This window comes from Pseudomonas sp. Xaverov 259 (assembly GCF_019352915.1).
Lineage (GTDB): Bacteria > Pseudomonadota > Gammaproteobacteria > Pseudomonadales > Pseudomonadaceae > Aquipseudomonas.
Genome location: NZ_JAAAFV010000023.1, coordinates 45,909 through 57,982 on the forward strand (window position 1 = coordinate 45,909; position 12,074 = coordinate 57,982).

Below are 12,074 nucleotides of genomic sequence, written 5' to 3' on the forward strand. Positions count from 1 at the left end.
AGCAGACCATGCAACCGATCTACATCGACTTTCTCAACGGCCTGGACATCGACGAACTGGGCCTCAGCAATGACGAAATCCTCAGCGCCATCGAAGCCAGCCTGGGTATCCAGGGGCGCGGCGAGGCGGTGATCGAGCCGCGTACGCACCTGATTCCCGGCGGTGATATCAACGGTCACTTCAACGTATTACGCGGCGTGCTGGGTGGCGATATCGGCTACGCCGGAGTCAAGGTGGTCGGCGATTTTGTCGACAACTACCGCAAGGGACTGCCATCGGAACTGGCCATCCTCAACCTGCTGGACCCGGCCACCGGCATTCCCAAAGCCATCCTCGACGCCTCGGCCATTACCGACATGCGCACCGGCGCCGTCACCGCCATCGGCGCCAAATACCTGGCCCGGCCGGGCAGCAAAGTGCTGGCGCATATCGGCGCGCGCGGCACGGCCTACTGGAATGTGCGCTTGCTCGATCATCTGTTCGACTTCGAGGAAATCCGCGTGCATTCGCGCCGCAGTGAAAGCCGCGAAGCCTTTGCCGAACGCCTGCGCCAAGACCTGGGCAAGCCGGTAATTGTCACCGACGATTGGGAAAGCACCGTGCGCGGCGCCGACATCGTGGTCGAGGCCTCGCGCCTGGATCAGCCCGAGCCGCTGTTGCGCACCGACTGGATCAAACCCGGCGCCTTTGTGGTGCCCTACGGCACAATGAGCGCAGTGGAGCTGTCGCTGACCGACATTATGAGCAAGCTGGTGGTCGACGATTGGGGCCAGTGCAAAGGCGGCATGTTCGGCGCACTGCGGGCGCACGTGGACGCCGGAAAACTCAGCGCCGAAACCCTGCACGCCGAGCTTGGGCAGGTCGTTGCCGGTTTGAAAAACGGTCGCGAAAACCCCGAGGAAACCATCCTGTTCTGGCACCGTGGCCTGAGCCTCAGTGACATCGCCTTGGGCCATGCGCTGCTGGAAAAAGCCAAGCGTCTAGGCATCGGGCAGCGGTTGCGTTGGGCATGATTCACTTCGACCCCCAGGGTTTGACGCTGGATGATTTGCTGACCATTGCACGCCAGGATGGTCCGGCAAACTTCAGCGCCCAGGCGCGCCAACGCATCGACGAAGGCCACCGGTTGCTGCTGAAACTGGCAGCGCAAGGCACACCTATTTATGGCCTGACTACCGGCCTCGGTGCGGCGGTGGATACACCGGTGGCGCCGGTTCAGACGAATATTCCATTGGGCCGTGCGGTCGGGGTTGGGCGGTTGGCCAATCGCCAGGAACTGCGCGCGATCACCGCTGCACGTCTGGCTGGATTAACACAGGGCCGCTCGGGTATTTCACTGGCAGCGGCTGATGCATTGTTGAATTTGCTTAATTCAGGCATCGAACCCGAAGTGCCGTTGCTCGGCTCATTGGGTGAGAGTGATCTGGCGCCGCTGGCGCACTTGAGCCTGGCGCTGGACGTGCCATTGACCGGCAAGGATGGCTTGGCGCTGGTGTCGGCAAATGCTGCGAGTGTCGGCCTTGGTGCGCTGTTGGTGGCCGAGGTGCAGCAGGTGTTGGAGGCGTTATTGGCCGCGCTGGCCTTGTCGTGCGAAGGCTATCGCGCCAACCTCAGCCCATTTCAGCCGTGGGCTTCACGTTTGCGCCCGGCGCCTGGGCAAACCGAGCAGTCGGAGGCGTTGTTGCAACTGTTGGACGGTGGCGAGTTGGCGCAGAGCCCACGGCGTTTGCAAGACCCGTTGAGCTTTCGCTGCGCCACCGTTGTGCAGGGCGCGGCGCAACAGGCGTTGCAGCAATTGCACGCGCTGGTCGAGTTGGAACTGCACAGCGGCGCGGATAACCCGGCGTTGATCAGCGAAGAATCGATGGTACTGGCCACGGCCAATTTCGACAGCACGCACTTGGCGCTGGCCGCTGAAGGGTTGGGCTTGGCCCTCAGTCGAGTGGCCGCATGCAGTGCCGAACGTATTGCCAAATTGCTGTCGCCTGCCTCCAGTGACTTGCCACGTTTTCTGATCACGCAACCGGGGCATGTCGGCATGGCGGCCTTGCAGCGCACCAGTTCGGCGTTGGTGGCAGAGATTGGGCATCTGGCCAATCCATTGCCCGCCGTGAGCGTGCCGGTGGCGGATCGGGTGGAAGACTATGCCGGGCAGGCGCTTGCCGTGGTCGACAAGACCCGGCGCTTGACCGAGCGAGTGTTGTGGTTGGCCAGCATTGAATTGATCGTGGCTGCGCAGGCGGTGGACCTGCGTGGTGTGTTGCGGCTGGGGCAGGGCGCTCGGCAGATTCATGCGGCGGTGCGCAGTCGGGTGGCGCATCTGGATCAGGATCGTTCAGGTTCGGTGGATGTGTTGGCACTGAGCACTTTCATCCACAATGGCCACCTGAAACCCTTTCTTTAAAGCGAAGCAGATCAAATGTGGGAGCGGGCTTGCTCGCGAATGCGGTGTATCAGTTAATGCATGTGCTGGCTGACACACCGCATTCGCGAGCAAGCCCGCTCCCACATTTTTAATTGCATTTCAGGTCATGCAGATTCGGCTGCCAGTGCCGCAGTCACGGCAGGCCGTGCGCCCACGCGCTGCACAAACGCCGCCAGCGCCGGCCACTGCTGCAGATCAATATCGTGGAAACCAGCCCAGCGCAGCACCACAAACAAATACGCATCCGCCACCGAATACCGCTCGCCCAGCAAATAATCCTGACGCTCCAGCGTCTGCACCAGAATCGCCAAACGCTTGTACAACGTAGCCACAAACATCGCCCGCACATCACCCTGAATCGCCGGGTTGAAGAAAATCGCCAGCCCGCCATGAATCTCGCTGGCGATAAAATTCAGCCATTCCTGCAAGCGCACACGCTCCCAACTGCCATTGGCCGGGGCCAAATGGGCGGTGGGTTGCAGATCGGCCAAGTATTGCAGGATCGCACTGGCTTCGGTCAGCACCAGGCCGTTATCCAGTTGCAGCGCCGCCACGTAGCCCTTGGGGTTGATCTGCAGGAAGTCTTCGCCATTGGCGGTGGTTTTGGCCTGGTTGTCGACCAGCACCAAATCGAAGGGCAAGGCCAATTCGCGCAACACGATATGCGGGGCGAGGGAACAGGCATTCGGGAAAAAATACAGTTTCATGTTGGCGCGCTCGGTTGAATTTGCGCCAGTCTCATGGGCATGGCACCGTGGGTAAAATTAAACCTTCAGACCCCATCCATAAGGACAGCTACTGCCATGATGAACCTGATGCACTGGCGCTTGCTGGTGGCCGTGGCCGATCACGGCAGCATCACGGCGGCGGCCGAACAGGTGGGCATGACCCAGTCCGCCGCCAGCCAGGCCATGGCGTCCATGGAGGCCACCCTGGGTGCGCAACTGTTCACCCGTGAGCCGCGCAAGACCTTGCCCACTGCCCTCGGGTTGAGTGTGATCGCGCAGGCGCGGGTGATGATGGCGGCATTACAGACCATACGCACTACCGTCGATGAAGCCCGCCCGTTGTTGCGCGGCAGCATTCGCATCGCCAGTTTCCCTATGGTGCTGGCAACCTTTCTGACGCCGTTGTTGCAGCGTTTCCGTCAGTTGAACCCCGGTATCGAGGTCACCACCCTGGATGTCACCGACAGCGAGGTGCTTACCTTGCTCGACGCTGACCTGATCGACCTGGGCGTCGTCCTCAACCCCAAGCCCGAGCGCAATGCCACGGTGTTGGGGCGTGATTACTGGATGGCGGTGCTGCCGGTTGATCATCCCATCGCGCAGCGCCCGGCCGATGCCAGCGTGTCGCTGCAAGAGTTGCTCGAACAGCCCTTTGTACTCGCCACCGGCGGTTGCACCGCCAACGCCCGCAGCCTGGGCGCGGCTGCCGGGTTGAGCTTGCGCGATATCCGCGTAGAGGTGCGCGAATGGAACAGCGCCTACAGCCTGGTACGCGAGGGCGTCGGTGTCACGCTCGTACCGGAAATGGCCTTGCCGGCCCAGCGCAATGGCCTGCGCGTGATGCCGCTGACGGTGGCGCTGCACCGTGAATTTGCTTTGGTCGGCTCCACCACCCGGGCGCCTTCAGCCGCAGCCTGCGCATTGTTAAAAATGCTGGCTGACTAGTGGCCTTGCATAGCGCCAAGCCCTGTCTATGCTCACCCAGAACCGTTGATGACGTTTGGCATATAAAGCGTTTCGGATGGTTATTTCCCCATGAAGGTTAGCCAGTACTATCCAAAAAATAAATGGAATGCGCCTTTCAGGCGCCGGGAATCAAGGGTGATCTGACCATGTTCAACCGCCATCACAAATCCGACCTGCAAGAAATCGAACGTTTCTCCTGTGCCCTCACCGAGTCCAACGCCAAACTCGCTGCCATCAGCCGGTCCATGGCGATGATCGAGTTCGACCGCAATGGCGTGATCCTCGATGCCAACGACAACTTCTGCAAAGCCATGGGCTACAGCGTGGAGGAGATTCGCGGCAAACATCACCGTATTTTCTGCGAAGAGGCCTACACCCACACCGAGGCCTACACCAAGCTATGGCGTGACCTGGCGCGCGGCGAAGCCCTCAGCGGCACCTTCATGCGCCTGAACAAGCGTGGCGAAGAGGTGTGGCTGGAAGCCAGTTATATGCCGGTGCTCGACAGCCACAACCAGGTGCAGAGCGTAATCAAAGTGGCATCGGATATTTCGGCGCGGGTCCACCACGAACACGAGAACCAGAGCCTGATCGATGCCATCAGCCGTTCCATGGCGGTGATCGAGTTCACGCCCCAAGGCCAGATCCTCAACGCCAACGACAATTTCTTGCGCACCGTGCAGTACTCACGCGAAGAAATCATCGGCCAGCACCACAGCATGTTTTGCCATCGCGCCGAGGTTGAATCGCCGGCGTACAAGGCCTTTTGGGCCTCGCTCAACCGTGGCGAATACCATTCCCACCGCTTCGAGCGTAAGAACAAATACGGCAAGACCCTGTTTCTGGAAGCGTCCTACAACCCGATTTTCGACACCAACGGGCGCCTGTACAAAGTGGTGAAGTTCGCCAGCGACATCACCGACCAGGTCACCACCCTGCGCACCGCTGCCGATTCGGCGCATGCCACCTCGGTGCAGAACGACGCCTGTGCGCGCAAAGGCTCGGAGGTGGTGCAGCAAACCGTGCAGATCATCGAGGCGATCTCCAACGACCTGAACCAGGCGGCTCAGAGTATCGATGCGGTGAGCAAGCAATCGGACATCATCGGCTCCATCGTGCAGACCATCCGCAGCATTGCCGAACAGACCAATATGCTCGCGCTCAACGCGGCCATTGAAGCGGCCCGGGCCGGTGAGCATGGGCGTGGTTTTGCGGTGGTGGCCGATGAAGTGCGCAGCCTTGCCGCACGCACCAGCCAGGCAACGGTGGAGATTGTGGATGTGGTACGCAAGAACCACGACCTGTCGCTGAGCGCGGTGTCGAGCATGCAGTCGAGCCTGAGCCGCACAGGGCTGGGTGTGGAGTTGGCGAATGAGGCGGGGCAGGTGATCCTGGAGATTCAGGAAGGCTCGCGGCATGTGGTGGATGCCATCAGCCAGTTCAACTCGACGTTGCAACTGCAATAGACATCATCGCGCTTGCTGGCGAGACAGGTTCGGCAGCGAGCGCAGATTTGCCCTACAGAGCAGCTTCAACGGCGTCGGTATAAGAGCGCAGGTTATTCAATGCGTGAGACGAACTATGAAGTTGCAAGGTGCCTTATTCCTGTCGTTATGCATGCTGTCGGCCAGCGCGCTGGCAAACGATGCCGTTCTGGAAAAAATCCGCGATAAGAAGCAAATGGTCATTGGGTATCCGGCGGAAGCGCTGCCTTTTTCCTATCAGACCGGCGCGGGTGAACCGGTGGGTTACTCCATCGACCTGTGTCGGCGCATTGCCGATGACGTGAAGAAAAACCTCAAGCTTGATCAACTGGCCTTGAGCTTCAAACCCTTGAGTTTCAAAGACCGTCTCACTGCCGTCAGCAGCGGTGCGGTAGACCTCGAATGTGGCTCTACCACCAACACGCTGGAGCGCCAGAAGCAGGTTGATTTCAGCGTTTCAACCTTCGCGGCCTCGATTAAAGTGGTTTCCAGGGTCGGTGAAAAGTTGGATAGCTTGAAGGACCTCAATGGTCGATCCGTGGTGATTGTTGATGGCACCACCGTTGGCGAGGTGGTTCAACAACTTGAAAAGCGCGAAGGGTGGACCCTTAAAAAGGTACATGCCAAAAACCTGACTGAGGGATTCAAAATGTTGGTTGATAGCCGAGCCGACAGTCTGGTGTTCGATGAAGTGGTAGTGGCGCCGCTGATGGCAAGCGCCGCCGAACCTGCGCGTTATCAGTTTTTGAACGATGTGCTGGTGGTGGAACACCTGGGGTTGATCATGCCGAAAAATAACCCCGCGTTAAAACGTACTGTGGACAAGACCCTGGCTGCGTTAATGGCGTCCGGGGACGCCAAGACGCTGTATGCCAAATGGTTTGAGTCGCCGATTGTGGTCAAGACGCTTAATCTCGAAGTGCCCTTTTCCACGCAGATGGAGCAGATCTTCAGCGCCCCGACGGATCAGCCGGGCAAAGCGCTGTAGCGCAGTGAGCACGATCCATGTGGGAGCTGGCTCCCACATTTACCCAGCGGTGTCGGTTAGATCGCCGCCAGGGTTTCTTTAACCGCCTGCGCCGGATCAGTGGCTTTCGCCGCTACCTGCTGCTCTTGCTGCTGCTTCACGCGGTCTGCCACTTCTTTGGCAATCGCGTCCTGTTTTTCCTTCGGCATCGCCTGCACTTGCGCCTCGGTCAAACCCTGTTCCTTGAGCAACTGCTCGCGGATGCGTTCGGCCGGGGATTTGTTCATGTAGTCGGTGAAATCAGCACGTGCGGTGCTGGTGCCCGAACCGGCTGCCGGCACATCCGTCGATGCGGCAGGGGCGGCGGTGGTGGCTTGCAGCTGCACACGGGTCTTGGCGAAGGCTTCGTCGATGCGGTCGTTGGCTTTGTCCAAATCCTTTTGCGCAGCCGGCACAGTCACGCTCTGCTGTGCGGCTTGCAGGGCGCCGCTGTACAACGTGCTGGCGGCAGCGTTGGCCGGGTCCATGTCGGGACGCTTGAGCTGTTGCACGGTCGATACGGCTTGGGTGTTGTTGTTGATCAGCATGATTGCTCACCTGGAATGTGTTCGGTGCGTCAGGTGGAGCAAATAACATGCCGGGTGCGCCACCCCCAGTTTTGTTGGGGATGGCGTGGCGGCCGCGGCAAACATTGTCCGCTGCGCGGCCATGTTTAGCCGTCAGGGAGCCAGTTGGCGGGCAGTTTTATGAGCTGAAGCCCGTGAGGTCGAAATCGAAGGCAAACTCGATCGGCTTGCCCTGTTCGTCCAATTCGCGCGATTGGAAATGAGCCTTGCCCTTTACATGCTGCTTTGCTTTGTCATAAGTCACTTCATAGCTGCCGGTGGCTGAAGAGTAAAAAATTGAAGTGCCATCTTTGTGTATGCCGAAATGCGATAAGGGAACTTTTCCGTCTCCTTTGAACGCACCGTTCGATTGGCCAAGTATAGATTTTACGGCGAGCTCAATATTCACTTTTTTATTAGCTAAATTAGGATGCCATGCTCCGATGGTGAGTGTTGCTCTACTTTCATAAAACTCTAAAGTGGGCGCAGTAAAGGCGCCGTGAATCGATTTTGTGACGTTAAAAGTACCTGTGGTCATTGTGAGCTCCTTATCGACTCTGCATCCGGCAGCGTCAGTAAGGCTATTTAGTGACTTATAAAACAAACCGTCTACTGTCATATTTCACAGGTTTGGGCGTCTACCCGACCAGCGGGTTACACGTCAGTGCGCAATATTCTCCAACGCCAGGTTACGCGTGCGTGGCCCGAACCAACTGATGGTGATCATCACAATCAGCATGCTGCTGGCAATAAACGCCAGCACGCCCGGCGTGCCCAGGTGCTCCAGGATAAAACCGATCAATAAACTGCTGAACACCGTGGACAAGCGGCTGAACGAATAGCAGAACCCCACCGCCCGTGCGCGGATATTGGTCGGGAACAGTTCGCTCTGGTACGAGTGGTAACTGAAGCTCAGCCAGGCGTTGCAGAAGGTGATCATCACCCCGCAGATCACCAGCCCCACCGCCGTGGTTTGCAGGGCGAACAGGCTGCCGAAGATCATTGCGCCCATGGCCGAGCCGACGATCTGCCATTTGTTTTCGAAACGGTTGGCCACCTTCACAAACAGCAACGGCCCAAGCGGGTAGGCGAGGGTGATGATAAAGGCGTACATCAGGCTGTGGGTCACGCTCACGCCCTGGCCCGACAGCAACGCCGGCAACCAATTGCCGAAGCCGAAAAAGCCGATGGCCTGGAACACGTGAAACACGATCAGCATCAACGCACGGCGCCGGTACGGCGGTTGCCAGATATCGGCAAAACGGCCGCTGCCTTGCACGCTGACGGCCTGCGATTCGGGTTCATCCAGCGGTTTGCCGTGATCCTTCTGGCAGCGCGCCTCCAGGTTGTCCATGATCTGCCCGGCCTCATCAAAGCGACCTTTTTGCGCGAGCCAGCGCGGTGATTCCGGCAGGCGCTTGCGCAGTTGCCAGATAAACAGCGCAAACACTGCACTGCTGAGTACCACCCAGCGCCAACCCGAAACCCCGAACGGCGCCTGGGGCACCAGCCACCACGACATCAACGCCACCGCCGGCACCGACAGAAACTGAATAAAAAACGCGAAGGCAAACGCCGAACTGCGCATGCGCTTGGGCACCAGTTCCGACAGGTAGGCGTCGATGGTTACCAGCTCGATCCCCAGGCCAATGCCCACCAGAAAGCGCATGCCGATAATGCCCAGCGCCGATGTTTGAATGCCCATCAGCACCGTGGCCACGGTGTACCAGATCAACGCAAAGGTGAAGATCGCCCGGCGCCCGAAACGGTCGGCGATGGGGCTGAGCAGGCTGGCGCCGAGGAACAGACCCAGAAAGGTCGCCGAGGCGAACGCCGCTTGATCCGAGAAGCCAAACACGCCTTCGCTGCCGGTGTGGAAGATCCCGTCGCTGATCAGGCCAGGGCTGATATAGGCGGTCTGGAACAGGTCATACAGCTCGAAAAAACCACCGATCGACAGCAGCGCCACCAGGCGCCAGACGGTGGCGACGGCGGGCAGGCGGTCAATGCGCGCGCTGATGTGGGCAGCGCGGATCGGGTCGATGCCGTCAGCGGTGGAAGGTGCGGGCATGGGCAGAACTCAATAAGTAATCGGGATTTCAAATTCCTGGAATGCATCGTCGACCGGATGGTAACCCAACACCCGTGTGGTTTCGCTCAGGTCCAGGCGCTTGAAACGGTTATTGGAAATGCCATGGGCGATCAGGTGTTTCACGCCTTCGGCTTCCACTGAGCGTTGCAGCAGTTGCACCGCATCACGCGGGCTGAGCCAGGCGCTGAGGTCGCGGGCGTTGTTGAGGTCGTGGGTTTCGGCGAACTCAAAGGCGCCGATGCGCAGGGCGATGGTCGACAGCGGCGTCTTGGCGGCGTAATAGCCGCACAGCGCCTCGCCGTAGCATTTGCTCACGCCGTACAGGTTGGCGGGCATCACCGGCATGCCGGGCGTGATCTGCCGGTCCACCGGGTAGCCTTCGATGGTCTGTGCGCTGCTGGCGAACACCAAACGTTTCACGCCGGCGGCCACGGCGGCTTCGAACAGGTAAGTCGTGGCGAGGATATTGTTCGGCAGCAATTCGTCGAATGAAGCACTGGCGTGGGGGATGCCCGACAGGTGCACCACCACGTCGATGCCGTCGAGCAGCGCGGCCAGGCTGGCTTTGTCGCTCAGGTCGGCGTGGACGAAACGGTGCTCGCCCAAGTCGAACGCCGGCGCGATGCGGTCAGTGAGGGTGAAGCGGTAGCGGTCTTTCGAGGCTTCGAAAAATGTCTTGCCGATTCTGCCGCAGGCGCCGGTCAGCAGTACGTTGAGTCCGTTCACGGTGGAGTCCTTGTTTTAGTTGTGGCCGTCGAGGGCGAAGGTCTTGAAGCCTGAGTGCGGGATCAGGCGCTTGAAAGTTTGGGTTGCTGATGATGAAGGTCTAACAGTGGCTGTCGCAATGCCAGACCTTCATTTTTGGGTAACCGGCTCTTGCGCTAAGGGCTAACGCGAAAGCGGTTCAGGTCAAAATGACCAGACACGCCGCCTCCGTGTAGGGTTTCAAATGAAAAGCTGCCTTTAACATGCTGTTTTTCTGAGTCCAGCTCGGTGATTTTAATCTCGCCACTTATACCTGGGTAAGATACGGGGCGATAGCCGAACGTGGTAGAGGCCTTTCCGTGTTCACTCACTGAGTGCGTGCCGATTTTGATCGCTTCATGCGTCAGTGTGAGAATGACAGTTTGGTTTGAATTTTCGTCTTTATCATTGGTGGCGATAATTCTAAGTTCCCCATAACTCGAGTCGAAACGTATTGTCTTGTTCGGAAGGGCGAGGTTGCCAAACTTGCTTGACGTTGCTTCAAATGTTCCTTCGGACATGATCGTCATCCTTTATTGGTCGGGTCGTGCATTCGGCACATGGGCAGAGTCGACTCATGTGGGTTCAAAGTCAGGTTAAGACCCTCTCCCTTAAATGGATACTGTCATAAATAACAGGTTTTAAAGGGGCAGGATCAACGGTCCTTTAAAGCTATTTCTATCCCGAATAGCACTTCCAGCGGATAAATCCTCGCAATCCAGTACCTCTTGTTAGTTGTGGCCGTCGAGGGCGAAGGTCTTGAAGCCTGGGCGTTGGCCCAGGCGTTGGTAATACGCCGCAATGGCAGGGTAGGGCGGGCGCTGCATGGGCGTGTTCTGCCAGCGGTGCACCGAGAGGCCGATAAGAATATCGGCGAGGGTGAATTCATCCCCGGCCACATAGGCGCCGGTTTTGGCCAGCTGTTGTTCCAGCAGGCCCATCTTGTCATTCCACACCTGTACGGCGGCGGCAATCTGCGCTGTGTCGAGGCCGTCCGGATTGTTACGCACCAGCGCGGTGAAGGCGTCGCCCCAGGCGCGGTTGAGTTCCACGGCTTGCCAGTCCACCCATTGCTCGACTCGCGCACGTGGCGCGGGTTCGGCGGGCAGCAGGTCGGTGCGTTGGTAGAGGCCGACAAGGTAGCGGCAGATGGTGTTGGACTCCCACAACACACCGTGGTCGTCGATCAGTACCGGCACCTGGGCGTTGGGGTTCAAGGCCAGGAATTCGGGTGACTGGGTGGGCTTGAAGCCGATGCCCCAGTCTTCACGCACGTAGTCGATGCCCAGTTCCTGGCAGGTCCAGAGCACTTTGCGCACGTTGATGGAGGACGTGCGGCCGAGGATTTTCAGTGAGTGTCCCATGGTGCTTCCCTGACGATGGCGAGTGGTCAATCTAGCAGGGGCAGGACTTTACGGCGATATCTTAAGTGGGCACGGACAAAATGTGCGGGCTTGCTCGCGAATGCGGTGGGTCAGTGAGGAATGTGCTAGCTGACACACCGCCTTCGCGAGCAAGCCCGCTCCCACATGTTTGACCGAGTAGCCTGTTAAATTCGTGGTGTTTGCTGGTCCATGGCTTTGCCGACCATCAAGACTGATAACTCGCTCAGTTGATGAATGGCGAGTGCCACGTCGCGGTGTTTGCCGGTGAGGTCATTGGACAGGTCGAGCAACAAGGTGCTGACGGAACACACGGTTTCGTAGCTGTTGATCAGTAGGGATTCGATGGGTGTGTCGGGTGTGAGGGTGAAGAGCGTATTCGGGGGATTGACGCTTTGCATGGTTGAAGTACCTGGTTAGTGCCAATACCCGCATCGCTACTAAACAAATTGGGTGGCAACTGTGCGCAGGTTAGTAGACCGGTAATCCCACACAAACCCGGCGCGCCCGAAGGCGCCCTACGCACAGCCGCCATAATTGGCTTGTGCATATTGTGTTGGGAAGTTCGGGCTACTAAACCCGATCGCCGAGAAATTCAGCGACCGACCAACCTTAAAGACCACCCCCCAAGCGCACAAGCCGGCGGATTCTGACGTAAGCGTAGGCAACCGGGCAAGGCGC

The 12,074-nt window shown here is 58.8% G+C and carries 13 protein-coding genes; 5 read left to right on the plus strand and 8 right to left on the minus strand.

Translation table 11 applies throughout. From position 1 onward, the window contains the following. Positions 1–8: 8 nt before the first annotated feature. A complete protein-coding gene (locus tag K0H48_RS07265; protein WP_219266959.1) occupies positions 9–1,013 on the plus strand; it encodes an ornithine cyclodeaminase family protein in 1,005 nt (334 codons plus the stop codon). Next, positions 1,010–2,404 carry an aromatic amino acid lyase gene (locus tag K0H48_RS07270; RefSeq protein ID WP_219266960.1) on the plus strand — a complete coding sequence of 465 codons (1,395 nt, stop codon included), beginning with the start codon at positions 1,010–1,012 and terminating at the stop codon, positions 2,402–2,404. The genes K0H48_RS07265 and K0H48_RS07270 overlap by 4 nt, the downstream gene beginning before the upstream one ends. 125 nt (positions 2,405–2,529) lie before the next feature. On the opposite strand, the gene gstA is transcribed toward K0H48_RS07270, so the two are convergent. Beyond that, the gene (gene gstA / locus K0H48_RS07275) at positions 2,530–3,132 is read right to left on the minus strand and encodes a glutathione transferase GstA (protein WP_219266961.1); all 603 of its coding nucleotides are present in this window, start codon (positions 3,130–3,132) and stop codon (positions 2,530–2,532) included. A 96-nt stretch (positions 3,133–3,228) separates the two neighbouring features. On the opposite strand from gstA, the gene K0H48_RS07280 reads away from it, so the two are divergent. From K0H48_RS07280 to K0H48_RS07290, 3 genes are all read left to right on the plus strand, one after another. Beyond that, positions 3,229–4,098 (plus strand): LysR family transcriptional regulator, encoded by an 870-nt coding sequence (locus K0H48_RS07280; protein WP_219266962.1) that lies wholly within the window; start codon positions 3,229–3,231, stop codon positions 4,096–4,098. 167 nt (positions 4,099–4,265) lie between these two features. Further along, on the plus strand, positions 4,266–5,585 hold the full coding sequence (locus K0H48_RS07285; protein ID WP_219266963.1) for a PAS domain-containing methyl-accepting chemotaxis protein: 1,320 nt from the start codon (positions 4,266–4,268) through the stop codon (positions 5,583–5,585). Further along, a complete protein-coding gene (locus K0H48_RS07290; RefSeq protein ID WP_219266964.1) occupies positions 5,536–6,591 on the plus strand; it encodes an amino acid ABC transporter substrate-binding protein in 1,056 nt (351 codons plus the stop codon). The genes K0H48_RS07285 and K0H48_RS07290 overlap by 50 nt, the downstream gene beginning before the upstream one ends. 56 nt (positions 6,592–6,647) lie before the next feature. Here the strand turns inward: K0H48_RS07290 and K0H48_RS07295 are convergent, their stop codons facing one another. From K0H48_RS07295 to K0H48_RS07325, 7 genes are all read right to left on the minus strand, one after another. Continuing rightward, entirely contained in the window at positions 6,648–7,157 is a 510-nt protein-coding gene (locus K0H48_RS07295; protein ID WP_219266965.1) for a hypothetical protein, read from the minus strand. Positions 7,158–7,314: 157 nt separating this feature from the next. After that, positions 7,315–7,713, minus strand: coding sequence for a hypothetical protein (locus K0H48_RS07300; protein ID WP_219266966.1), 399 nt, complete (start codon positions 7,711–7,713; stop codon positions 7,315–7,317). Between the two features lie 123 nt (positions 7,714–7,836). Beyond that, complete coding sequence (locus tag K0H48_RS07305) at positions 7,837–9,246, minus strand: MFS transporter (RefSeq protein WP_219266967.1); 1,410 nt, start codon at positions 9,244–9,246, stop codon at positions 7,837–7,839. Between the two features lie 9 nt (positions 9,247–9,255). Continuing rightward, the gene (locus K0H48_RS07310; RefSeq protein ID WP_219266968.1) at positions 9,256–9,993 is read right to left on the minus strand and encodes an NAD(P)-dependent oxidoreductase; all 738 of its coding nucleotides are present in this window, start codon (positions 9,991–9,993) and stop codon (positions 9,256–9,258) included. A 155-nt stretch (positions 9,994–10,148) separates the two neighbouring features. Beyond that, positions 10,149–10,532: a hypothetical protein gene (locus K0H48_RS07315; protein WP_219266969.1), complete on the minus strand. Its 384-nt coding sequence runs from the start codon at positions 10,530–10,532 to the stop codon at positions 10,149–10,151. Positions 10,533–10,742: 210 nt separating this feature from the next. Next, a complete protein-coding gene (locus K0H48_RS07320) occupies positions 10,743–11,375 on the minus strand; it encodes a glutathione S-transferase family protein (RefSeq protein WP_219266970.1) in 633 nt (210 codons plus the stop codon). A 185-nt stretch (positions 11,376–11,560) separates the two neighbouring features. Further along, positions 11,561–11,794, minus strand: a complete 234-nt coding sequence (locus K0H48_RS07325; RefSeq protein WP_219266971.1) for a DUF6124 family protein — start codon at positions 11,792–11,794, stop codon at positions 11,561–11,563. Between the last annotated feature and the right edge of the window lie 280 nt (positions 11,795–12,074).